General features: G+C 66.7%; 19 protein-coding genes. 10 read left to right on the forward strand and 9 right to left on the reverse strand.

Annotated elements, in window-relative coordinates; all coding sequences use genetic code 11:
• Positions 1–70: 70 nt before the first annotated feature.
• A complete protein-coding gene (locus tag PS060_RS09605) occupies positions 71–1,336 on the reverse strand; it encodes an MFS transporter (protein ID WP_273982738.1) in 1,266 nt (421 codons plus the stop codon).
• Between the two features lie 110 nt (positions 1,337–1,446).
• Positions 1,447–3,762 (reverse strand): TonB-dependent receptor, encoded by a 2,316-nt coding sequence (locus tag PS060_RS09610; RefSeq protein ID WP_273982739.1) that lies wholly within the window; start codon positions 3,760–3,762, stop codon positions 1,447–1,449.
• Between the two features lie 164 nt (positions 3,763–3,926).
• Between PS060_RS09610 and PS060_RS09615 the strand changes: the two genes are divergently transcribed.
• The 8 genes from PS060_RS09615 (at position 3,927) to PS060_RS09650 (ending at position 12,895) form a co-directional block, all read left to right on the forward strand.
• Positions 3,927–5,909: an alpha-glucosidase gene (locus tag PS060_RS09615; RefSeq protein WP_273982740.1), complete on the forward strand. Its 1,983-nt coding sequence runs from the start codon at positions 3,927–3,929 to the stop codon at positions 5,907–5,909.
• The gene (locus PS060_RS09620; RefSeq protein WP_273982741.1) at positions 5,906–6,910 is read left to right on the forward strand and encodes a LacI family DNA-binding transcriptional regulator; all 1,005 of its coding nucleotides are present in this window, start codon (positions 5,906–5,908) and stop codon (positions 6,908–6,910) included. The genes PS060_RS09615 and PS060_RS09620 overlap by 4 nt, the downstream gene beginning before the upstream one ends.
• A gap of 2 nt (positions 6,911–6,912) precedes the next feature.
• Positions 6,913–7,827, forward strand: a complete 915-nt coding sequence (locus PS060_RS09625) for an aldo/keto reductase (RefSeq protein ID WP_273982742.1) — start codon at positions 6,913–6,915, stop codon at positions 7,825–7,827.
• A gap of 126 nt (positions 7,828–7,953) precedes the next feature.
• A complete protein-coding gene (locus tag PS060_RS09630; protein ID WP_273982744.1) occupies positions 7,954–9,045 on the forward strand; it encodes an LLM class flavin-dependent oxidoreductase in 1,092 nt (363 codons plus the stop codon).
• Between the two features lie 226 nt (positions 9,046–9,271).
• Positions 9,272–10,465 (forward strand): acyl-CoA dehydrogenase family protein, encoded by a 1,194-nt coding sequence (locus PS060_RS09635; protein ID WP_273982746.1) that lies wholly within the window; start codon positions 9,272–9,274, stop codon positions 10,463–10,465.
• Between the two features lie 23 nt (positions 10,466–10,488).
• A complete protein-coding gene (locus tag PS060_RS09640) occupies positions 10,489–11,619 on the forward strand; it encodes an acyl-CoA dehydrogenase family protein (RefSeq protein ID WP_273982748.1) in 1,131 nt (376 codons plus the stop codon).
• 104 nt (positions 11,620–11,723) lie between these two features.
• On the forward strand, positions 11,724–12,248 hold the full coding sequence (locus PS060_RS09645) for a sigma-70 family RNA polymerase sigma factor (RefSeq protein ID WP_273982750.1): 525 nt from the start codon (positions 11,724–11,726) through the stop codon (positions 12,246–12,248).
• A 2-nt stretch (positions 12,249–12,250) separates the two neighbouring features.
• On the forward strand, positions 12,251–12,895 hold the full coding sequence (locus PS060_RS09650; RefSeq protein WP_273982752.1) for a DUF1109 domain-containing protein: 645 nt from the start codon (positions 12,251–12,253) through the stop codon (positions 12,893–12,895).
• A gap of 7 nt (positions 12,896–12,902) precedes the next feature.
• Here PS060_RS09650 and PS060_RS09655 read toward each other — a convergent pair whose 3' ends face one another.
• The 3 genes from PS060_RS09655 to PS060_RS09665 form a co-directional block, all read right to left on the reverse strand.
• The gene (locus PS060_RS09655) at positions 12,903–14,732 is read right to left on the reverse strand and encodes a DEAD/DEAH box helicase (protein WP_273982753.1); all 1,830 of its coding nucleotides are present in this window, start codon (positions 14,730–14,732) and stop codon (positions 12,903–12,905) included.
• Positions 14,733–14,862: 130 nt separating this feature from the next.
• On the reverse strand, positions 14,863–15,129 hold the full coding sequence (locus PS060_RS09660; RefSeq protein WP_273982754.1) for a hypothetical protein: 267 nt from the start codon (positions 15,127–15,129) through the stop codon (positions 14,863–14,865).
• 14 nt (positions 15,130–15,143) lie between these two features.
• A complete protein-coding gene (locus PS060_RS09665) occupies positions 15,144–16,169 on the reverse strand; it encodes a LacI family DNA-binding transcriptional regulator (protein WP_273982755.1) in 1,026 nt (341 codons plus the stop codon).
• 160 nt (positions 16,170–16,329) lie between these two features.
• On the opposite strand from PS060_RS09665, the gene PS060_RS09670 reads away from it, so the two are divergent.
• Positions 16,330–17,235 (forward strand): alpha/beta hydrolase, encoded by a 906-nt coding sequence (locus tag PS060_RS09670; RefSeq protein WP_273982756.1) that lies wholly within the window; start codon positions 16,330–16,332, stop codon positions 17,233–17,235.
• Positions 17,236–17,285: 50 nt separating this feature from the next.
• Here PS060_RS09670 and eda read toward each other — a convergent pair whose 3' ends face one another.
• From eda to PS060_RS09690, 4 genes are all read right to left on the reverse strand, one after another.
• Positions 17,286–17,894 (reverse strand): bifunctional 4-hydroxy-2-oxoglutarate aldolase/2-dehydro-3-deoxy-phosphogluconate aldolase, encoded by a 609-nt coding sequence (gene eda / locus PS060_RS09675; RefSeq protein WP_273982758.1) that lies wholly within the window; start codon positions 17,892–17,894, stop codon positions 17,286–17,288.
• 2 nt (positions 17,895–17,896) lie between these two features.
• Positions 17,897–19,711, reverse strand: a complete 1,815-nt coding sequence (edd, locus tag PS060_RS09680) for a phosphogluconate dehydratase (protein ID WP_273982760.1) — start codon at positions 19,709–19,711, stop codon at positions 17,897–17,899.
• Positions 19,704–21,143: a glucose-6-phosphate dehydrogenase gene (zwf, locus tag PS060_RS09685; RefSeq protein WP_273982761.1), complete on the reverse strand. Its 1,440-nt coding sequence runs from the start codon at positions 21,141–21,143 to the stop codon at positions 19,704–19,706. The genes edd and zwf overlap by 8 nt, the downstream gene beginning before the upstream one ends.
• A gap of 209 nt (positions 21,144–21,352) precedes the next feature.
• A complete protein-coding gene (locus PS060_RS09690; protein WP_273982762.1) occupies positions 21,353–22,636 on the reverse strand; it encodes a sugar MFS transporter in 1,284 nt (427 codons plus the stop codon).
• A gap of 166 nt (positions 22,637–22,802) precedes the next feature.
• On the opposite strand from PS060_RS09690, the gene PS060_RS09695 reads away from it, so the two are divergent.
• Positions 22,803–23,822: a LacI family DNA-binding transcriptional regulator gene (locus tag PS060_RS09695; RefSeq protein WP_273982764.1), complete on the forward strand. Its 1,020-nt coding sequence runs from the start codon at positions 22,803–22,805 to the stop codon at positions 23,820–23,822.
• Positions 23,823–23,856: the final 34 nt, after the last annotated feature.

A 23,856-nucleotide genomic window follows, 5' to 3' on the forward strand; every position in this document is an offset into this window, starting at 1 on the left:
GTTGATCCGTCTTCTGTCTCACGGTGTCACATCCCTACCCCGCGCCGCCCGCTTTGGCAAGGCAGCGCGCCTATTCGAACAGGTCGACCTCGTCCTCGGGGCGGCGGATTTCGGGCAGGAGCATGTGGAACCACGCCAGCGCGATCAGATAGGACGCGGCGGCGAAGACGAACAGCGGGACGAAGCCGAACCCGGCATCGAGCACCCGCCCGGTGATCAGGCTGATCGCCACCCCGCCCATATTGCCCATGAAGGCGCCAAACGCCGTCACCCGCCCGACCTTGGCCTGCGGGACGACATCGGTGATGGTGGAGAACAGCGAGAGCGAGAAGCCCTGATGGCCCGCCATCACCACCCCGATCATTACCGCCACCGGCCAGAACGAATGGAGGCTGAGCACCAGCGGCAGCGGCGCGACGATCAGGGCGGATGCCAGCATCACGCTCTTGCGCACGCGGTTGGGGCTCCAGCCGGCCTCCAGCAGCCGGGTCGAGGCCCAGCCCGCCAGCAGCGCGCCCAATCCCGATCCGGCAAAGGCAATCGCCAGCGGCACCGCCAGTTCGAGCGTCGATAGGCCGAAGACCTTGCGGTAGTAATCGGCGAGCCAGAAATTGATGAACCACCAGGTCATGTCCGACAGCGCCTTGGCGACGACGATGGCCCAGGTGGAGCGGCTCGCCAGGATCGCGCCATAGCGGTCGGCGTCGGCCTGTGCCGCGTTTTGCGCAGGTGTTGCCGGGTCATTGCGCAGTTGATGCACGCCCCGTGCGAGCCACATCCACGCGATGAGCGAGGCAAACCCGCCGATCCCGCCCGCCACCAAGGCTCCGCGCCAGCCCACCGAAAGCGCCAGCGCCGGGATCACGAAGGGCATCGCAATCGTCCCCGCACCCGCCAGCAAGGTCGCAAAACCGAAGGCGAAAGAGCGCTTGTCGGGCGGGAACAGCGCGGCGACGGTCTTGATCGTCAGCGGGGTCTGCACCGCCTCGGTCACCCCCAGCCCGACGCGGGCGGCCACCACCTGCCAGGTCGTCAGCGCCCAGCCATGCGCCACCGCCGCAAGGCTCCACGCAGAAGCGCCGACCTGCATCGAACGGTTCACCCCCAGCCGGTCAACCAGCCAGCCGGTGAACAGGAAAGCGAAGGCGGCAGAGAACTGCGTAACCGCGGCCAGATCGCCGAAGTCACTGTCACTCCAGCCGAAATCGGCCATCATGTCGGGCTTGAGGATGGCGATGATCGGGCGATCCATCGCGTTGAACACCCCCGCGATGCACAGCACCGTGAACAGCGACCAGCGCAGGCGGGTGCCAAGGGGCGAGTTGAACTGGGCCATCACGGCCTCCTATCGGGCACAGGGCAGGGCAGGGCAAGGCACGCGCGAGACAAAAGAGGCCGCCGGATCGCTCCGACGGCCCCCTGTTTCGTTCACACCGTCACGCGGGATCAGAACGTGCGCACGCGCAAGCTGACGCCGAAATAGCGGTCCGCATCGCGCGGGATCTGCAAGCGGCGGCCGCCTTCGATGTTGAGCAGCACGTAGCTTTCGTCGGTGATGTTGCGGGCGTGGAAGGTCACGCGGTACTTGTCGTCCGGGTCCGAGAAGCCGACCGAGGCGTTCCAGATGCCGTAGGGGTCGATCCGGGTCGAGGCCGCCTGCCCAAGGTCGGAATACTGCGTGCTGGTGTGGCGGTAATCGGTGTTGAGGTACAGCGTCACCCCGCCCAGCTCCTTGGTGTAGTCCCCGCCAACGGTGTAGGTGAACTTCGGCGCGAGCGGCAGCACGGTGCCGTTGCGTGCGTCGGGTGCGCCCGTGGTCGGGTTGGGGTTGAACTCGGTCACCCGCGCATCGGCATAGGCCGCGCTGGCACGCAGGTTGAGGCCGTCAGCCGGGTTGACCACGAGGTCGGCCTCGAAGCCCTCGCTCTTCACCTTGCCCGCATTGGTCAGGTTCGAGATCGTCGCGCCGTTCACCACGATGAAGTTGTTCGCCTGGAACCCGTCATAGGTGACGGTGAAGGCGGCCACGTTCAGCTGCACGCGGTTGTCAAGGAATTGCGACTTCACCCCGATTTCGAAGCTGTCGGACAGCTCCTCGTCGATCGGCACCGCGTTGTTGGGGGCGGTGTGGTTGAAGAACACGTTGAAGGCCGGGCCCTTGTAACCGCGGGTGTACGAGCCGTAGAGCATGACGTCGTCGCTCGGCTTGAACTGGATCGCGGCGCGGCCCGAAAGGTTGCCATTGTCGGTCGATCCGCGGCTGGTGTTGGTGCCGTTGCCGCCATTGGCGATGAGGCCGCCGGCAGGGTTGAGGTTGGTGCCCGGGCCAGCCGCCGGGAGCCCGGTGGCAAGGTTCACCGCCGGCGCGCGGGTGTGGCTGAAGCGCAGCTTGTCCCAGGTGTAGCGCAGGCCGCCGGTCAGCGAGAGCTGCTCGGTGATCTCGTAGGTCGCCTGACCGAACAGCGCGTAGTTCTGCGAACGCACATCGCTGCGCGAGGTGGCGCTGGGGAACAGCGTGTTGACGCGGTCATTGACGTTGCAGGGGATCGCTCCGCCCGGCAGCGCAGCCAGCGTGGAGGTGGTGCAGGTGATCCCGCTGCGGGTGAAATCCTGCGTGTTGTCCGACTGCCACGCGAACGCGCCGACCTGATAGTAGAAGGGATTGGTCTGGTCCGAGGCGAGGCGGATTTCGGCCGAAACCTGCTCGGTCTTGACCGTGCCGTTGTCATGCAGCTGGCCCGCGCCGACAATCGCGCGCGGCAGGAAGTCGCCTTCGCGGATTTCGGTGTTTTCCCAGTTGCGATAGCCGAGCACGACGCTGAGCGTGTGGGTGTCGGTGATGTCGAAATCGCCGGTCCCGGTCAGGCTCCACTGCTGGTCTTCGGTGCGGGTGACAAGGTCGTTGTTGACGAAGCGCTGGTTCTCGCCCTGCGCCACGCCGCCGGGCAGCGCCAGCAGCGCATCCTGCACCGCGCCGCGGCTCGCGCCGGTCACGTCGACGCAGCAATCATCATCGGCCTTGTAGTAATCGGCGATCAGGCGGACGGTGTTGCCGCCGTCGTCGTAATCCATGATGCCGCGCACGCCATAGCGCTTGTAGCCGTTGATGTCCTCGTTGCGGCCACCGAAGATGTTGGTGATGTTGCCATCGAAGCTGCCATAGAACCCGGTCACGCGGGCGCTGAGGTTTTCACCGAGCGGGCCGGAAATGGCCGCGCGCATCCGGTATTCCTCACCTTCGAACCAGTCGGCGTTGACTTCGGCTTCGAAGGTGTCGGTGCCGCCCTTGGAGACGATGTTGACAAGGCCCGCCGAGGCGTTGCGGCCGAACAGCGTGCCCTGCGGGCCGCGCAGGACTTCGAGCCGCTGGAGGTCGACGAGGTCCATGAAGGCCTGGCCCGAACGCGACAGCACCACGCCGTCGACAACGGTGGACACAGAAGGCTCTGCCGCGACCGAGAAACTGATCGTGCCCACGCCGCGCATCACGATCGCGCTGTTGGCGCTGGTGGTGCCCTTGCGGAAGGTCACCGAGGGGACGACCGAGCTGATGTTCTCAAGGCTGGTGACGCCCGCCTGGATCAGCCGGTCACCCGAAACCGCGGCAATCGCGATCGGCACGTCCTGGACGTTTTCCTCGACCTTCTGGGCGGTTACGATGATTTCTTCGACCTGCGCCATCGCCGGGGCGGTGGCGAGAAGGGCGAAGGTGCTGGCGCTGAGGCCGAGAGCCTTGAGCGCAAAACGGGTGGTGGCGGACATGAAGTTTCTCTCCCCTGCAACGTGATCGGGTCATTCGGGCGCGGAACCAGATCATCGCCCGTGCGGTCGATCTTTCGCCGTTCGGGTTGCGCTTTCTGTCACGATCTGTCAAGCGGTGTCAGACCGGACAGAGGGACAGTCCGGGGCAAGGATACGGGACGGGAATGGTGCAACTGACGCCATGCGAGGGGGGATTTGACCTGCATCTGGCAGGCCGCGCCCTCCTGCGCCACAGGCCTGATTGTCCCTCTATTTCCGTAGCTTGTGGCGATCCGCAGGTGGTGATGGTGCGCGGCAATTTCCGCCTCTCCGACCGCCCTGTGGCAGCAAGGCCACTGTCAGCCTGCGAAGTGCGCGAAGACGGCGCGGTGCGGCTTTCGAGCGACGATGGCACGGCTTCGGCGACGGTGCAGTTGCATGGCGCGCGGCTCACCGTCGCAGCAGCGGGCGCGCAGAACCGCGTCACGCTCGATTTCGCGCTGGGCGAGGGCGATGTGCTGTGGGGCGGGGGCGAGCAGATGAGCTACCTTGCCCTCAATGGCCGCAACTTCCCGATCTGGACCAGCGAGCCGGGAGTCGGCCGCGAACCCGGCACGCACCTCACCGATCAGGCGAGTGCCGATGGCAGCTTTGCGGGCGGGGATTACTGGACGACCAACTATCCCGAACCCACCGTGCTGTGTTCGGCAGGCTGGGCGCTGAGCCTCGCCAATGCCGAATATGCCGAACTCGACGCGCGTGAGGCGGGGCGGTTGCGAATCCACGTGTGGTCGGGCGAGGTCGTCATCGACCTGTTCGAAGGCACCCCCGCCGAACTCACCTGCCAGCTCGGGGCACGGTTCGGCCAGCGCCAGCCCTTGCCCGAATGGGCGCTGGGCGGTGCGATTGTCGGACTGAAACAGGGCGAAGCCAGCTTCGACCGGCTCGAAGCGCTGATCGAAGCTGGCGCGGCTGTCTCGGGTCTGTGGTGCGAGGACTGGGTCGGCATCCGCGAGACCAGCTTCGGCCGCCGCCTGTTCTGGGACTGGCAGTGGAACGCCGAGCGCTACCCCGATCTGCCCGCGCGCATCGCCGCCCTCAAGGCCCGCGGCATCCGCTTTCTGGGCTATGTGAACCCGTACCTCGCGGTCGACGGCCCGCTTTACCCCGAAGCTGCGGCCAAGGGCTACTTCGCGCGGCAGATCGACAGCGACGCGCCCTATGCGGTCGACTTTGGCGAGTTTTACGCAGGCGTCGTCGACTTCACCAACCCCGAAGCCGCCGAATGGTTCGCCGAGGAAGTGATCGGCAAGCGGATGCTCGATTTCGGCCTCGATGGCTGGATGGCGGACTTTGGCGAATACCTGCCCACCGACCTCAGGCTCCACGATGGCGACCCGATGCAGGAGCACAACCGCTGGCCGGTGCGCTGGGCCGAGGTCAACGCCCGCGCTGTCGCTTCAAGGGGGCGGACGGGGGATGTGCTGTGGTTCATGCGCGCCGGGCACACCGGGGTGCAGGCCCATTGCCCCCTGCTGTGGGCGGGCGACCAGTCGGTCGACTTCTCGCGCCATGACGGGATCGGCACGGTGATCACCGCTGCGCTGTCATCGGGGCTGGTGGGCAATGCCTTCAGCCATTCCGACATCGGCGGCTACACCAGCCTGTTCGGCAATGTCCGCACACCCGAACTGATGCTGCGCTGGTACGAACTCGGCGCGTTCGGCCCGGTATTCCGCACTCACGAAGGCAACCGCCCGGACGACAACCTCCAGATCGATTCGACCGCAGAGCTGATCGAGGGCTTTGTCCGCTGGAGCCGCGTTCACGCAGCGCTCGCGCCCTATGCGCGGCATCTGGTCGCTGCGGCGCAGGCCACCGGCCTTCCGGCACAGCGCGCGCTGTTCCTGCACTTCCCTGACGACGCCGAAACCTTCACCATTCAGGATCAGTACCTTTATGGGGACGACATGATGGTGGCACCGGTGATCGAAGCAGGGGCGGCAGAGCGCCGCGTCTATCTGCCCGAGGGGCAATGGCGGCACCTGTGGAGCGGGCAGGACTACGCGCCCGGCTGGCATGATGTGCCAGCGCCCATCGGCGCGCCGCCGGTGTTCTATCGCCCTGACAGCGCCTTTGCCTCGCTGTTCGGGAGCCTCGCCCAATGAGCCGCGCCAATATCCGTGATGTCGCCGCCCGCGCGGGCGTTGCGGTCAAGACCGTCAGCCGCGTGCTCAACGGCCACCCCTATGTCAGCGCCGAGCTCAAGGCGCGGGTCGAGCAGGCGATGGCCGATCTCGACTACCGTCCCTCGGTTGCGGCGCGCATCCTGTCGGGCGCGAAGTCGGGGCAAGTGGCGCTGATCTACGACAATCACAGCCCCTATTACATGTTCCAGATCCAGAAGGGCTGCTGGGACGTGTGCCATGAAAGCGGCATCCGCCTGCTGGCCCAGCCGGTCGACGTCGCCGATCCGCGCGTCGGCGAGCAGGTGCGCGGGCTGGTGAGCGAGACGCATGTGGACGGCATCATCCTGTCCTCCCCCGTTACCGATTGCGATCCGGTGCTGCGCGCGCTGGAGACGATGGATGTGCCCTTCGTGCGCATCTCGCCGGGCACCAACCATGCGCTCACATCATCCGTGTTCATGGACGACGCGCAGGCCGCCGACGACATGACCACGCATCTCATCAATGCAGGCCACCGCCGCATCGGGTTCATCAAGGGCCACACCAACCACATGGCCTCGGACGATCGCCTGTTCGGATACCGCCGCGCGCTTGACCGGGTCGGCATCCCGTTCGAGCCCAATCTCGTGGTCGACGGCGAGTTCGATTTCGACAGCGGGGTGCGGGGCGCCAAGGCGCTGCTGGATCAGTCCGCGCGCCCGACCGCGATCTTCGCCTCGAACGACGACATGGCCGCAGGCGTGCTGGCCGTGGCGCATGACCGGGGGATCAATGTCCCCGCCGATCTTTCGGTGGCCGGCTTCGACGATACCACGCTGGCGCGCACGGTCTGGCCGCCGCTCACCACCATTCGCCAGCCGATGGCGGAACTTGCCCGCACCGCCACCCAAATCCTGATCGCAGGCGGGGACATCACCCACAAACGCCTGCCCCACGACCTTGTCGAGCGCGCCTCGGTCGCTCCACCCAAGAGGAACTGACAATGAGTGAACTGCCCCTGCCGCCTGCAACGCGCCGTCTTGGTACGAGCGCTATCGAGGTCTCTCCCATCGCCTGGGGGATGTGGCGGCTGGCCGAAGATGGCCGCACCGCCGCCGATGCGGCCAAGCTGGTGCACGCGGCGCTGGATGCGGGGATCACCTTCCTCGACACCGCCGACATCTATGGCTTCGACGGCACCGGGGGCTTCGGCGATGCCGAGGTGCTGCTGGGCGAGGTGCTGGCGGCTGACCCTTCGCTGCGGGGCCGCATGGTGCTGGCGACCAAGGGCGGCATCCTGCCCCCGCTGCCTTACGACCAGAGCGCTGACTATCTGCGCAAGGCTATCGACGCTTCGCTCAGCCGCCTTCAGGTGGACAGTGTTGACCTGTGGCAGATCCACCGCCCCGATATCCTCGCCCACCCGCAGGAGGTGGCCCGCGTGCTCGACGATGCGGTGGCAAGCGGCAAGGTGAAGGCGCTGGGGGTGTCGAATTTCACGCAGCCCCAGATCGCCGCGCTCCAGCACTTCCTCGGCAACAAGCTGGTGGCGACCCAGCCCGAGATCAGCCCCTTGCGGATCGACTGCTTCGAGAATGGCGAATTGGATCAGGCGATGATGATGGGCCTCACCCCGCTGGCATGGTCGCCGCTCGGCGGCGGGCGTCTCGCCGCGCCGGAAACCGCGCGGGATAAAGCCGTGGCCGCCGCGCTCGATGCGGTGGCCGAGGCGCAGGGCGTGTCGCGCACGGTCGCGGCCTATAGCTGGCTGATGGCGCATCCGGCGGGGATCGTGCCGATCATCGGCTCGCAGAACGCGGCCCGCATCGCCGAAGGGGCGCAGGCGCTCACCGTGCGCTGGACGCGCACCGAATGGTACGCCGTGCTGGTCGCCGCGCGGGGCGTGCCGCTGCCATAACCGCCAACCCCCGTTCGGGCTGAGCTTGTCGAAGCCCTGTCCTTCTTGGGATTATGCGGGGGCCACAAGACAAGACGGCCCTTCGACAAGCTCAGGGCGAACGTAAACTGGGATGGGAACGAAGCCATGACTGACCAGCAACAATGCGAAATCGCGTGGTTTTCCGCGCTGTGCGACGACGATTACGAGTTCCTCGGCGTGCCCGACAAATACCTCCAGTCAAGCTGGGAGCATTGCCGCAACCTCGTGCTGCGCGCGGAAGAGGGCGGGTTCGACAATATCCTGCTGCCCTCGGGCTATCAGCTGGGGGTGGACACCACGATCTTCGCGGCTGCCGTCGCCACGCAGGTCAAGCGCATCAAGCTGCTCTGGGCGACCCGCATGGGCGAGGACTGGCCGCCGCAGCTCGCGCGCCGGATCGCCACGCTTGACCGCATTCTCGGGCCGAACGCGGCAGGCACCGGGGGCAGGCTCAACGTCAACATCATCTCGTCCGATATGCCGGGCGAGAAGATCGAGAGCGGCCCGCGCTACCGCCGCGGCACCGAGATCATGAAGATCGTCAAGACGCTGCTGAACGGCGAGCACCTCGATTTTCAAGGCGAGTTCTACAACCTCAAGCTCGATCCGCCGCGCATCACGACCCTGTCGGGCAAGTGCCCGCCGTTCTACTTCGGCGGCCTCAGCCACGAAGCGCGCGAATGTGCGGCCGAGGCGGCGGATGTCTACCTGATGTGGCCCGACACGATGGACAAGGTGCGCGAGAACATCGCCGACCTCAAGGATCGCGCGGCGAAATATGGCCGCACCCTCAAGTTCGGCTACCGCGTCCACGTGATCGTGCGCGAGACCGAGGACGAGGCGCGCCACTATGCCGACCGCCTGCTCTCCAAGCTCGACGACGAGGCAGGCCGGGCGATCCGCGAAAAGAGCCTCGATGCCAAGAATTACGGCGTCCAGCGCCAGCAGGAACTGCGCGGCGCAGCGGATGGCGACGGCTTCGTCGAGGAGAACCTGTGGACCGGCATCGGCCGGGCGCGGTCAGGCTGCGGGGCGGCGATCGTCGGCACCCCCGACCAGGTGCTCGCCAAGCTGCGCGCCTATCAGGCCGAAGGGATCGAGGCGTTCATCCTCTCGGGCTATCCGCACATGCAGGAAGCCGATCTCTTCGCGCGCCATGTGCTGCCCCACATCCAGCACGGCCCGTTGGAGATGTAGAACGGCGCGTCAGGGGCGCGGAGTCGCAGGCGCGATTCCTCGCCCCTTGCGCCTCTGCTGTCGCGCTTTGACGCGTTTTCGGCGGGTCTTGCCGTGTTTCACGTGAAACATGACGCTAGGGCGCGGCGGGCTTGCGGCACGCCTCGTCAAAACCCTCTTTTCCGCATCCCCGCGCCGTGACAAAGCGTATCGCAAAGGCAGAAACGGCAGTCTGGAGAGAGACCCAATGAACCTCGAATTCACCCCCGAAGAACAGGCCTTCCGCGAGGAAGTGCGCGCCTTCATCGCCGAAAATCACCCCAAGGAGCTGGGCGATTTCGGGATGCGCGAAGACATGACCCGCGAAGAAATGGTCGCCTGGCACAAGATCCTCGGCCGCAAGGGCTGGTCGGTTCCGGCATGGCCCGTCGAGTATGGCGGCACCGGCTGGACGGCGACCCAGCGCTACATCTGGTCGGAAGAAAACGCCCGCGCCAACACCTTCATGCCGCTGCCTTTCGGCGTGTCGATGGTCGGCCCGGTGATCTACACCTTCGGCAGCGAAGAGCAGAAGGCCAAGCACCTCCCCGGCATCCGCAGCGGTGAAGTGTGGTGGTGCCAAGGCTATTCGGAGCCCGGCGCGGGCTCTGACCTTGCGAGCCTCAAGACCACCGCGGTGCGTGATGGCGACCACTATGTGATCAACGGCCAGAAGACCTGGACGACGCTTGCCCAGCACGCCGACTGGGGCTTTTTCCTGTGCCGCACTGACCCGACGGCCAAGCAGCAGGAAGGCATCAGCTTCATCCTCGTCGACATGAAGACGCCGGGTGTGGAAGTGAAGCCGATCAAGCTGCTCGACGGCGGCTACGAGGTCAACGAGACCTGGCTCACCGACGTGCGCGTGCCGGTCGAGAATCTGGTGGGCGTGGAGAACAAGGGCTGGACCTACGCCAAGTTCCTGCTCGCCCACGAACGCAGCGGCATTGCCGGCGTGGCGCGCAGCAAGCGTGGCATTGAAAAGCTTCGTGAAATTGCCGCGCACGAGACGCTCGACGGCGCGCCGCTGATCAAGGATTTCGACTTCGCCAAGAAGGTGAGCCAGCTCGAAATCGACCTCGCCGCGCTCGAAATCACCGAACTGCGCACGCTCGCGGGCGAGCAGGCGGGCAAGGGGCCGGGGCCGGAAAGCTCGATCCTCAAGATCAAGGGCACCGAGATCCAGCAGCGCCTCACGGAACTGACCCTCGAGGCGGTCGGCACCTACTCCGCGCCTTACATGGGCGGGGTGTCGAACGACAATTCGAACGAACACCCGGTCGGCCCCGACTATGCCCAGCACGCTGCGGCGACCTATTTCAACATGCGCAAGACCAGCATCTATGGCGGATCGAACGAGATCCAGCGCAACATCATCACCAAGATGATCCTCGGTCTGTAAGACACGAGACGGGAGAGACAGACGTGGATTTCAACTTCACCGAAGAACAGGGCATGGTGCGCGACGGCCTCTCGCGGCTGGTGCGTGAGCAATACGGCTTCGAGGAGCGCCGCAAGGCGATTGCCAGCGGGGCTGGTTGGCGGCCCGAGGTGTGGGCGCAGCTGGCAGAGCTGGGCATTCTCGGGATGCCCTTCTCCGAGGCCGATGGCGGCTTTGGCGGCGGCGCGGTCGATGCGATGGTCATTATGGAGGAATTCGGCAAGGGTCTGGTGATCGAGCCCTTCCTTCCCACCGTGGTCTGCGCCGGCGGCTTCCTCAAGCACGGGGGCACCGCGGCGCAGAAGGAAGAGCATATCGGCGCGATCGTCTCGGGGGCGGCGGTGTTCGCCTTCGCCTATGCCGAGCCCAAGGGCCGCTATGACTATGCCGACCTCGAAACCACCGCCAAGAAGGACGGCGCGGGCTACGTGCTGAACGGCCACAAGGCGGTCGTGATCGGCGCGCCCTGGGCGAGCCACCTCGTCGTCACCGCGCGCACCGGCGGCGAGCGGCGTGATCGGAGCGGCGTTTCGGTCTTCGTGCTCGCCAAGGACACCCCCGGCGTCACCACGCGCGATTATGTGACGGTCGATGGCCGCCGCGCCTCGGAAGTCTATTTCGAGAACGTGGCCGTCGGCGCCGACGCGCTGATCGGCGCGGAGGGCGAGGGGCTGGCGCTTATCGAACTCGTCACCGACGAAGCCATCGCCGCGCTGTGCGCCGAGGCCTGCGGGGCGATGAAGGTCGCCCACGCGATGACCGTGGAATACAGCCGCCAGCGCAAGCAGTTCGGCGTGCCCATCGGATCATTCCAGGTGCTCCAGCACCGCATGGTCGATATGTACACGGCCTATGAAACCGCCGTTTCGCTGACCTACCTTGCGACCCTGCGCCTCGGCAGCGACGAGCGCACCCGCAAGCTGGCGGTCAGCGCGGCCAAGGTCGGCGTCGGCCAGTCGGCGCGGCTGATCGGGCAGGAAGCGATCCAGATCCACGGCGGCAACGGCGTGACCGATGAATATGCCATCGGCCACTATTTCAAGCGGTTGACGATCTTCGACAGCGAATTCGGCAATGTCGACCACCACCTGAAGCGCCACGTCGCCCTCAGCTGAGGCGCACCGCGCATGACACGCACAACCCCGCGCTTGGCCAGCCCGAGCGCGGGGTTTTCTGTGTGCGCTGTAACCCCCCGGCGCACCGGGGCGAACCGGGCCGCATGAGAGCGGACGAGCCTACCCTTGCGCGGTTGATGGCGCTATCGCAGCAGGGCGACCGGCAGGCCTATGGGGCGCTGCTGGAGGCCTGCCAGCGCTGGCTGCGCGCCTATTACAGCCGCCGCATCGCGCCCGCGCAGCTTGACGATCTGGTGCAGGAAACGCTGATCGCGCTGCACTCCAAACGCGCCTCGTGGGATGCCTCGCGGCCGTTCCTGCCGTGGCTCGCGGCGATTGCGCGCTATCGCTGGGTCGATCACCTGCGCCGCCTCTACCGCGCCGATGTGCAGGAACTCCACGAGGAACTGATCGGCACCGACGATGAGCCCGCCGTTGCCGCGCGCATCAGCATTGACCGGCTGTTGGGGCTGCTTCCCCCGGCGCAGGAACGCGCCATTGCCCTCGTCAAGATCGAGGGTCTGAGCATCGCCGAGGCCGCTGCTGCCACCGGGCAGAGCGAAAGCCTCGTCAAAGTGAACATCCACCGCGGCCTCAAGAAACTCGCCGCCATGATCGAGAAAGAATGACAATGGAGCGCAATTCCGATGCCCTGATCGCGCAGCTGGTCGAAGGGCTGGAGCCGGTGCAGCCCCTGCGCTTCGGCACCGGCATGGCGCTGGCGCTGGCGGCCGCCACCGTTTCGGCCGTCATGGTGATCGCTATGTTCGGCCTGCGCGCTGACCTTGCTGCGGGCCAGTTCGATCCGATGCATATTGTCTCGACCGGACTGTTCCTCGGCCTTGGCCTTGCCGCGAGCGTGACGGTGATCGTGATGAGCCGTCCGCTGGTGGGCAGCGATCACTCAGGCTGGCGCTGGGCGGCGGGGATGGCGGCGCTGCTGCCGCTCGCGGCGCTGATCGTGGGCCTCAGCCGGGGCGAGGGCGCGGAGCTGATAACGCCCGCCGATCACGGGATGCAGTGCTTTATCGTCGGTGGGGCAGCCTCGCTGCTCGTCTTTGCCGCGCTGGTGGCATGGCTGCGCCGCGGCGCGCCGACGGCACCGGATCGCGCAGGCCTCGTGGCCGGGATCGCAGCCGGAGCTTTCGGCACCTTCGCCTTTGCCCTGCATTGCCCGGACAATGACATCGTCCATATTGGACTGTGGCACAGCGCCCCGGTGTTCGCGATGGCGGGGCTGGGCCGCGCGGTGGTGCCGTCCCTGATCCGCTGGTAGGCTAGCCTCAGCCGCGTCCCTTGGGCTTGCCATTCGGCTTGCCCTGCGGCTTCCCAAACGGTTTGCCCTGCGGCTTTCCCGGCCCCTTGGTGAAGTGCCGCGGCTTGGCATACCCCGCACCAGCGTTGGCTGCGGGGGCGGCATCGCTCTTCCCCTTGAAGTGCCGTTGCGGCGCGGGGCCGGCATTGGCCTTGCCGCGCCGGGCATTCTCGCGCGCAGCCATGCGCGGCGGTTCGGCCGAATGTTCGATGGCGATATAGCCGCCGTTCTCCTCGCTCCCTGCGGTGGCGGCAACCGCTTCGGCGAACTTGCCGGCAATCGCGCGGGGAATCTGGAAATAGGTCTCGGCATGGGCGATGCGGATCGCGCCGATCTCGTTGCGGGTGATGTGCCCGCGGCGGCAGATCAGCGGCATCACCCAGCGCGGATCGGCGTTCTGGCGGCGGCCGATATCCATGCGGAACCACACCGTATCCTCGAACCCCTCGCGGTGGCGCGCCTTGTTTGCCTCACGCTGGGCCTCGTGGCTTTGGGCGAGCAGTTCTTCCGGCTCGGGCATGGAGGCGCGGTGGGCCTGCACCAGCATCGCCGCGATCTCCTGCGGGCTGCGGCTTTCGAGCAGGGTGTCGGCCAGCTCACGGTCGGCATCGGTGACCTCGACCGGCTGCATCAGCTTGTCGAGCAGGCGCACGCGGTCTGCCGCGACAATATCCTCGCGGCTGGGCGCGGCGATCCATTCGGCATTGATCCGCGCATGGCGCAGCATGGCTTCCACCCGCTTGCGGCGTGGGAAGGGGACGATCAGGGCGGCGATGCCCTTCTTGCCCGCGCGGCCCGTTCGGCCCGAGCGGTGCTGGAGCGTTTCGGCATCACGCGGGATTTCGACGTGGATGACGAGGCTCAATGAAGGCAGGTCGATCCCGCGCGCGGCGACGTCGGTGGCGACGCAGACGCGGGCGCGGCGATCACGCAGGGCTTGCAAGGCCTGATTGCGCTCCTGCTGCGAATGCTCGCCCGACAGCGCGACGACGCCGAAACCGCGCTCCTGCAAGGTTGCGTGCAGGTGTCGCACATTGTCGCGCGTGGCGCAGAACAGGATCGCGGTCTCCGCCTCGTGGAAGCGCAGCAGGTTGACCACGGCGTTCTCGATTTCCGACGGGGAGACGGTGATCGCCTGATAGGCAATATCGCCATGCCCGCGTTCTTCGGAGCGGGTCTCGATCCGCAGCGCATCGCGCTGGTAACGGCGGGCGAGGGCTTCGATCGGGCGCGGCATGGTGGCCGAGAACATCAGCACGCGGCGATCCTCGGGCGTGGCGTCGAGGATTTCTTCGAGCTCCTCGCGGAAACCCATGTCGAGCATTTCGTCGGCTTCATCCAGCACCACGGCCGACAGCGCCGACAGGTCAAGCGCGCCGCGCTCCAGATGATCGCGCAACCGGCCCGGGGTGCCGACCACGATGGTTGCGCCGGCCTGCAAGGCGCGGCGTTCGACCTGCGGGTTCATGCCCCCGACACAGGTGGCAATGCGCGCGCCTGCCGATTTGTAGAGCCAGTCAAGCTCGCGCGCGACCTGCAAGGCCAGCTCGCGCGTGGGCGCGATTACCAGAGCGAGCGGCGCCTGGGCGCGGCGGACATGGCCGTCCTCGCCCAGCACCTGATCGGCAAAGGCAAGGCCGAAGGCGACCGTCTTGCCCGACCCGGTCTGCGCCGAGACCACCAGATCGCGCCCCGCCGCCTCCGGCTCCAGCACGGCGGCCTGCACCGGGGTGAGCGTTTCATAGCCGCGAGTGGTCAGGGCCGCGGCAAGGCCGGCGGGAAGGGCGGGAAAAGACATGGGGAGGAACTTTCAGGAAGGAATGTGCAAGCCGCAGCGGGCGAGCAAAAGGGCGACGCAGCGCGTCAATCGCGCGGCCCATACACACAATTGCCCGGTTTGGCTTGCGCTTTCGTCGCGCGCGGCAGACCTATTCAGGCTGATCCGTGGCCGCGGCCAGCATATCCATCAGATTGCGCGCCGCCTCGCGGCTTTCCTCGTCGGGGAAAGCGACATCGAGATCGGGCGCTTCGCCCAGCACCAGGAGCAGGCTCCACAGGGCAAAACGCTGGCCCGGATCGGCGGTCATGCCGAAATCGACCCGCATCCGCTCGACCCCCGCGGGCAGCGCGGCAGGCGCAACCGCAGCGAGATCGCGGGTACCGAAATAGCGCTGGAGGAGATCGGCCATGTTCATCGGCGGGCGGCCTCTCAGGCGGTTTCGCGGATCACGAGTTCGGGCGGGAGGACGAGGCTCTCGGTCGTCTCGCCAGCAAGCCGTCGCAGCAGCAATTCGACCAGCCCGCGCGCGCCGGCGGCAATGTCCTGCCGCACGGTGGTGAGCGGCGGCACGGTCTGCCGGGCAATCGGGAGGTCGTCGAACCCGACCAGCTTGATCGTGCCGGGCGCAGCGATGCCCTGACGGCGCAGCTCAGTGAGGCACAGCGCTGCAAGGGTATCGGTGGCAGCGAAGATCCCGTCGATCTGCCCGGCGTGCTGGGCGATATGGCCGGCGATTTCCGCACTCGCGCGGTCGGGAGAAAGGTGCGTCGGCAGCGCGATGATCGGCGGCAGACCCAGCCTTGCGGCAACATCCTGCGCCCCGGCGAAACGCGCGGCGAATTCGATCGCGCCGGTGTCGCCCAGGAACACCAGCCGCCGCGCGCCCGCTGCCGCCAGCCGTTCGGCCGCCAGCCGTCCGCCCAGCCGATTGTCCGTGCCAACCACGCAGTGCCGCTGCCCTTCGGTGTGGTTGCCCCACACCACCATCGGCAGATAGCCCTCAGCGACGTCTTCGATCCGGTCGTACTGGTCGGACTGGCCGATCACGATGACGCCGTCGATCATGCCCGAACCGATGAACCGGTCGAGCCAGTCCGCGTCAGTTTCGGGCACCACGCGGCGCAGCATCAGGTCATAGCCCTCGCGCGTGAGTTCATCGGCGAGATGGCCGAGCAGGGTCATGAAGAAGCCGTCGGACACCTGCTGGCGGCTGTCATGGCCCAGCGGGATGACCACGCCGATCACCCCGGTTTTCTGTCGCCTGAGGCCGCTCGCCATCTGGTTGGGGCGGAAGCCGTGTTCGCGCGCGAGCGCCTCGATCCGTTCGCGGGTCTTGGCGTTGACGAGGCTCTTGCCCGCCAGCGCGCGGCTGACAGTGCCGGTCGACACCCCGGCCAGCCGCGCCAGATCGGAAATGTTGCGCACCACGGGGCGCGGCTGCCTGTCCTCGGTCATCGCCTATCCGTTGCCAGACCTTGTTCGCGCGGGGTGCCGTCCAGCGGCGTTGGGCGATCAGCCTAGCGGGCTGGCTGGCGCGGATCAAGCCGCGCACAAGGGCTTGAGCCGCTGCCCCGCGGCGCGCTAGAAACCGGTTCGAGATGAGAGGTGGAGCCGTATGTTTCGATGGGTTGCCGCGCTGCTGGTGCTGGTGGGACTTGCCATGCCGCTAAGCGCCGAGGATCATGGCCGGACGATCGAATATGAGCGGATCGCGGCTGCCGGCCTGCCCGATCAGCGCCTGACGATCTGGCTGCCACCGGGCTATGATGCGGCAACCGAGCGCTATCCGGTGCTCTATATGCACGACGGGCACAATCTGTTCGATCCGGCCAAATCCAACTTCAACAAGGTCTGGGCGGCCGACAAGGCGATGCTCGCAGCCATGGCGAGCGGTGCGGTGGAGCCGCATATCATCATCGGCATCTGGGCGCCCGGGCCGGACCGCTATCGCCAGTATCTCCCCCGCAGCGCCTATGACACGGCCCCTGTGGCAGTGCGCGCGCAGATGGATGCGGCGGCGGGCGGCGCGGTGGTGTCCGACCGCTACCTGGCGTGGATCACTGGGCCGCTCAAATCATGGGTCGACGCCAGCTTCCGCACCCGCACCGGGCGCGATGATACCGCGATTGTGGGGTCGAGCATGGGCGGGCTGATGAGCTGCTATGCCTTCCTCGAAGCCCCTGAGGTGTTCGGCAAGGCCGGCTGCGTGTCGTCGCACTGGCCCGCAGTCGATCCGCGCGCGGTGGAGGGCGAGGACAGCGGCGTCAGACAGCTGTGGGACGCATGGTTCGCCGCAAGGCTTGGCGCGCCAGATGGGCGGCGGGTATGGCTCGATCACGGCACCGCAACGCTCGACCAATATTACGCGCCTTACCAGAAGGTCGTCGACGCGCGCTTTGCGGCGGCCGGCTGGCAGAAGGGCCGCGACTGGGAGAGCCGCGTCTACGAAGGCGCCGAGCACGAGGAAAACGCCTGGGCCGCAAGGCTGCCGGAGATTTTCGGCTGGCTGCTGAGAAAGTAAAACAAACCTCGTTCGTGCTTCGACAGGCTCAGGGCGAACGGTATATGGTATCAGCGCAGCGCGAAGGCCTCGCGCGCCAGCCGTTCCACCACCGCCTTGTCGGGCGCGCCCTTGGGGGAGACCCAGCTTCCGCCGACGCACAGCACGGGGTCGAAGGCGAGCCACTCGGGCGCGTTCTCCAGACTGATCCCGCCCGTGGGGCAGAAGCGGCACTGGCCGAAAGGCGCGGCAAGCGCCTTCAGCGCAGGCAGGCCGCCCGCAGCCATCGCCGGGAAGAACTTGAACCGCTCAAGCCCCAGATCCAGCCCGCGCATGATGTCGCCCGCATTGGCGATCCCGGGCAGGAACGGCACGCCTGCCGCGATCGCCGCACGCCCAAGATTGTCGGTCAGGCCGGGCGAGACGATGAACTCGCTCCCGGCTTCGAGCGCTGCGTCGAGCTCGCGAGGGTTGGTGACGGTGCCCGCACCGACAATCGCGCCTTCAACCTGCTTCATCGCCCGGATCGCACCGAGCGCGGCGGGGGTGCGCAGGGTGACCTCGAGCACGCGCAGGCCGCCTGCGACCAGCGCTTCGGCGAGCGGCACGGCGTGAGCCTCGTCCTCGATCACGATTACCGGGATCACCGGGGCTACGCGCATGATGGCGTCGATGTTCATTGTCACATTCCTCCGGTGGCGAGCATCGCGCTGGCGCCCTGTTCGGCCCCGTCGGCGAAGCGGCGCATCATGCCGAACAGCTCGCGGCCGGTGCCCCATTCCTCGCGCGGATCGGGGGCGGGATCGCGGGCTGAAAGATCGGCGGTGGTGTTGAGTTCGCAGGTCACCGCGCAGACCTTGACGATGTCGCCATCGCGCAGCCGGGCGAGCGGGCCGCCGCCCAAGGCTTCGGGCGTGCAGTGGATCGCGGCGGGCACCTTGCCGCTCGCGCCCGACATCCGCCCATCGGTGACCAGCGCGACCTTGAAGCCGCGATCCTGCAACACGCCGAGCGGCGGGGTGAGCTTGTGGAGTTCGGGCATCCCGTTGGCGCGCGGGCCCTGGAAGCGCACGACCACGACGACATCGCGGTCAAGCTCGCCCGCCTTGAAGGCGGCGCTGACAGCGGCCTGATCCTCGAACACGCGGCACGGCGCCTCGATCGTCCAGCGCTCGCGGTCAACCGCCGAGGTCTTGAAGCAGGCGCGCCCGAGATTGCCGGTGAGCAGGCGCATCCCGCCATCGGGCTTGAACGGATTGGCGACCGGGCGGAGCATGGTGTCGTCCATGCTCGGCCCGACCTCGCGCCACACAAGATTGTCGCCATCGAGGCCAGGTTCGCGGGCATAGTCGGAGAAATCTCCGCGCCCGACGGTCAGGATGTCGGGATGGGCTAGGCCTTCGCTCAGCAGTTCGCCGATCACGAAACCCATCCCGCCCGCATTGTGGAAGTTGTTCACATCGCCCGAGCCATTGGGATAGACCTGCGCGATCAGTGGGACGGCGCCCGACAGCTCCGAAAGATCGTCCCAGTCGAAGATCACGCCCGCCGCGCGCGCCATCGCGGGCAGGTGGATCGCATGGTTGGTCGAGCCGCCGGTCGCGAGCAGGCCGACCGCGGCGTTGATCACCGCCTTTTCGTCGACGACGAGGCCAAGCGGGCGATAATCCTCGCCCTTGCGCCCGATCTGCGCGACCCGGTGCACCGCCTCGCGATCAAGCGCCTGACGCAATTGCGTGCCGGGCTGGATGAAAGCGCTGCCCGGAATGTGCAGCCCCATCATCTCCATCATCATCTGGTTGGAATTGGCCGTGCCGAAGAAGGTGCAGGTGCCGGGCGAGTGGTAGCTTGCCATCTCGCTCGCCAGCAGCTCGGCGCGGGTCGCCTTGCCTTCGGCGTAGAGTTGGCGGACGCGCTGCTTTTCCTTGTTGGGGATGCCGGTCGGCATCGGCCCGCTGGGCACGAAGATCATCGGCAGGTGGCCGAAGCGCAGCGCCCCCATCAACAGGCCCGGCACGATCTTGTCGCAGATGCCGAGCATCAGCGCGCCGTCATACATCGCGTGGCTGAGGGCAACCGCCGCCGACAGCGCGATCACGTCGCGGCTGAACAGCGAGAGTTCCATGCCGACCTCGCCCTGCGTCACCCCGTCGCACATCGCCGGGGTGCCGCCTGCAACCTGCGCGGTCGCGCCGATCTCGCGCGCATAGATCTTGAGGCGATCGGGGTAGCGGCCATAGGGCTGATGCGCCGAGAGCATATCATTGTAGCTGGTGACAATGCCGATATTCGCGCCCCGGCCCGCCATCAGCGCGGCCTGATCCTCCAGCGCGCCGGCATAGGCATGGGCGAGGTTCGAGCAGGACACGGCATTGCGCTCGCCCATGTTGACGCCCTCACGCTTGATGAGGTCGAGATAGGCGCTGCGGGTCGGCCGCGAGCGTTCGATCACCCGCTGCGTCACCTTGTGCAGGGTGTCGTGAAGGGGCTTACTCATGCCACGTTACTCCGTCGCGTTCCGCCAGCGCGATGGCCGCCGTCGGGCCCCAGCTGCCTGCGGTATAGGTCTTGGGGGTCAGGCCTTCCGTCTCCCAGCCTGCGCGGATGGCATCGACCCATTCCCACTGCGCCTCGACCTCGTCACGGCGCACGAACAGCGTCTGATCGCCCTCGACCAGATCGAGCAGCAGGCGTTCATAGGCGATCCGCCGCACCGCGCCGGTGAAGGCATCGGGCATGGCGATATTGAGCGGCACGGAGCGCAGGCGGATGCCTTCGCGGTCCAATCCCGGCACCTTGGCCATCAGCGAAAGCGTGATGTTCTCTTCGGGCTGGATGCCGATCACCAGCCGGTTGGGCTGCATCGTCGCGCCCTTTCCGGCGAAGATCGAGTGCGGCACGCAGCGGAACTGGATCACGATTTCGGTCACGCGCTTGGGCAGACGCTTGCCGGTGCGCAGGTAGAAGGGCACGCCCTTCCAGCGCCAGTTATCGACATGGGCCTTGATCGCAACGAAGGTCTCGGTGTCCGATTCCTTGCCGAGCTCCTCGTCATAACCCGGCACCGCCGCGCCAAGAATCGCGCCTGCACGGTATTGGCCGGTGACGGTCTCACCCGCCTCCACGCCCCTCAGCGCGCGCAGCACCTTGACCTTCTCGTCGCGCACCGCGGTCGCATCGAAATGCGCAGGCGGCTCCATCGCCACCAGGGCGAGCAGCTGGAGCATATGGTTCTGCACCATGTCGCGGATCGCCCCGGCATCGTCATAGAAGGCGACGCGGCCCTCAAGCCCGACGGTTTCGGCGACGGTGATCTGCACATGGTCGATATGCGCGGCGTTCCACAGCGGCTCGAACATGATGTTGGCAAAGCGGAGCGCGAGCAGGTTCTGCACCGTCTCCTTGCCGAGATAGTGGTCGATCCGGAAGATGCGGCTTTCCGGGAAGGCGGCGGAGACCGCGTCATTGATCTCGCGGCTGGTGGCAAGGTTGGTGCCGAGCGGCTTTTCGAGGCACATCCGCACCGTCTCGCCCGTCAGCCCGGCCGATTGCAGCCCCTTGATGGTCGGCTCGAACAGGCTCGGCGCAGTCGAGAGGAAAATCGCAAGGCCGCGTTCGGGCGTGCCGACCTTCTTGGCGAGATCGGCATAGCCTTCCAGCGTGGTCGCATCGAGGGTCTGGTAGGCGAGGCGGTTGAGGAACCCCGCCATGCTGCCCCGGCGCTCGGCGGGGAGATATTTCTCCAGCGCGGCGCGGGCGAAATTGCGGTATTCGCTGTCCGACATGGCGCTGCGGGCGGTGCCGATGATCTTGAGATCGGGCGCAAGCAGCCCGTCGGCATCAAGCGCGAACAGGCTCGGCAGCAGCATCCGCTGGGCAAGGTCGCCGGTGGCTCCGAACAGCAGCAGGCGGTCAGCGGTGAAGCTCATGCAAATGGCCCTTATCCTCGTGCGCCATACCTAGGCGCACGAGGATTTATCCGCCAGTGGGCGCATACTTATTCAACTGCGATCGCGCTGGCGCGCGATGCAGACCTCCCGCCCCGCCTCCCCACCCGGCCACCAAGAATCCATTACGGTATGGTGGCCGGGTGGGGAGGCGGGGCGGGAGGTCTGCGCCACCGAAGGTGGCACGCAAATCAGGCAGGCTTGCGCGCAAACACCCCGAACCCGGCGATGATCGCATAGCAGGCCGCGGGCAGCACCAGCGCGAAGGCGAGGCTGGTCGCATCGGCCAGCGCGCCATACATCGGCGGGATGATCGCCCCGCCGCAGATTGCGACGTTGATGATCCCCGATCCGTCGGCCGCCTTGGGCCCCAGCTTCTCGCAGGCGAGGCTGAAGATCGTCGGGAACATGATCGCGTTCATCAGACCCACGGCGATCAGCGAATAGCCCGCGAGGACTCCGGTGGTGTTGGCCGAAATCAGGATCAGCGTGATCGCACCCGCCGCGACGGCGGCCAGCGTCAGCCCGGGGCTGACAAAACGCAGCACGGCAGAGCCGATGAACCGTCCGACCAGCGCGCCGAACCAGTAGATCGACACCATCCAGCCGATCACGCTTTCGGGCTGGCCGAGGATTTCCTTTTGCGCCAGATAGTTGATGATGAAGCTGCCGATTGCGACTTCCGCGCCGACATAAAGGAAGATCGAGGCTGCGCCGTAGCCAAAGCGCGGGCGCTTCAGCAGCGCAAGGCCATCCGCAAGGCTGGTCTGCTCGTGCTTCTCGCCCTTCAGGCGGTTGCGGAACATCCACACCGCCCCCGCCACCAGCGCCAGCGCGGCGGCAAGGCCGAGATAGGTGCTGGTGATGATCGCGCTTTCGGTCTGGCGATAGGCCTGCAACGCCTCACCCGACAGCTGGTCGGCGCTGACATTGGCGATACTGCCGAGAATGATGCCCGCACCCACGATCGGAAACAGCGTCGTCCCTGCTGAATTGAACGCCTGCGCGAAGGTCAGGCGGCTGTGGGTCGTGCGCTCCGGCCCCAGCAGGCTGATCAGTGGGTTGGCGACAATTTGCACCAGCACCACGCCGGTCGCGAGGATGAAATAAGCGAACAGGAACATCGGGAACAGCGCGGTTTGGCTGGCCGGGATGAACAGCAGGCAGCCCGCCATCATAGTGACGAGACCCGCCACCGCGCCGCGCATATAGCCCAGCTTCTTGACCAGCCGCGCACCCGGAATGCCGACCACGGCATAGGCGATAAAGAAGCAGAACTGCACCAGGCTCGCTTCGAAGAAGTTGAGCGTGAACAGCTCTTTGAGCTTGGGAATGATGACATCGTTCAGCGAGGTGATCCCGCCGAAGATGAAGAACAGCGCGAAAACGAAATAGTTGAGGCCCGGCGCGTCCACCTGCGGTGCATCGCTCAGCCTATCCCCGGCGGCGGTTGCCGCACCCGGTGCCATTGCCATTGTCGCTCTCTCCCATAGCGCGCTGGTTTATTGCTAACGTTCACAATCCGCGCGCTGCTTAAGAAATGCAAGACCCCACCGCACAAATCCAGTGCGAATAGCAATGCAGCGCAAATGCACGGCCAGCCTTGCGCCGCCACGCCTTCCCGCCCTAGAAGCAAGCCCCATGAACGGGGGACCAAAACGGCGGCCGACATCCTTCGATGTGGCAGAACGGGCGGGCGTCAGCCAGCCGACGGTAAGCCGTGCGCTGTCCGGCTCCCCCGCCATCGCCGAGGCGACCCGCCGCAAGGTGATCGAGGCGGCCGAGGCGCTGGGCTATTTCGTCGACGAACGCGCCGCCCGGCTGCGCCGCGGCTCCACCGGCACGCTCGCGGTGGTGGTGATCTGCCGCGAGGGCGACAGCGCGTCGAGCATCAACCCTTTCGCCTATGCGCTGCTCGGCTCGGTCTGCGTTGCCGCCTCCGAAAGGGGCTTCGAGACGTTGGTGAGCTTTCAGGCCCGGCCCGCCGACTTTTTCGGGCACTATCAGGAACAGGGCCGCGCCGATGGGCTGGTGGTGATCGGCACCACCACCAATGCCGCCGCCTGGGAGCATTTTCGCAGCCTTGAAAGCGAAGGCCGCCGGGTCGCCTATTGGGGCTCGCCGTTCGACGATCTCGACTGGGTGCGGTCCGACAACCGCGCAGCGGGCAGGCTGGCGACCGAGCATCTGCTGGCGGCCGGCTATCGCCGCCCCTGCTTTCTCGGCGCGCTCAATACGCCGCAGGTGCAGTTCACCGAACGCTATGAAGGCTATGCCGAGGCGATGCGGGCTGCCGGGCTGGAGCCCTGTCTGGCTGCCACCGTCAACGCCTCCACCCGCGAGGAAGAGGGCCGCCGCGCAGCCCGCCGCCTGATCGAGCGGGGCGAGGATGTGGACGCGGTTTTCGCTGCCTGCGACGCGATGGCGCTGGGGGCGATCGAGGCCTTCTCCGCCGCCGATATCGCCGTGCCGGGCGATGTCGGTGTGATGGGTTTCGATGACCTTGTCGCAGGGCGGTTCAGCCGGCCGCCGCTCACCACCATCGCGCCTGACCCTGCCGAAGCAGGTGCGGCGCTGGTGGAAGCGGTGCTGGACGAAGGCGAAGCCGCGCGCCGCCGGGTGCCGGTCAAGCTGATCGTGCGGGGCAGCACGTTGAAGTAAGGCGAGGTGTCGCTCTTCAACTCCCCTCCCTTGA

This window comes from Erythrobacter sp. BLCC-B19, from assembly GCF_028621955.1.
Lineage (GTDB): Bacteria > Pseudomonadota > Alphaproteobacteria > Sphingomonadales > Sphingomonadaceae > Erythrobacter.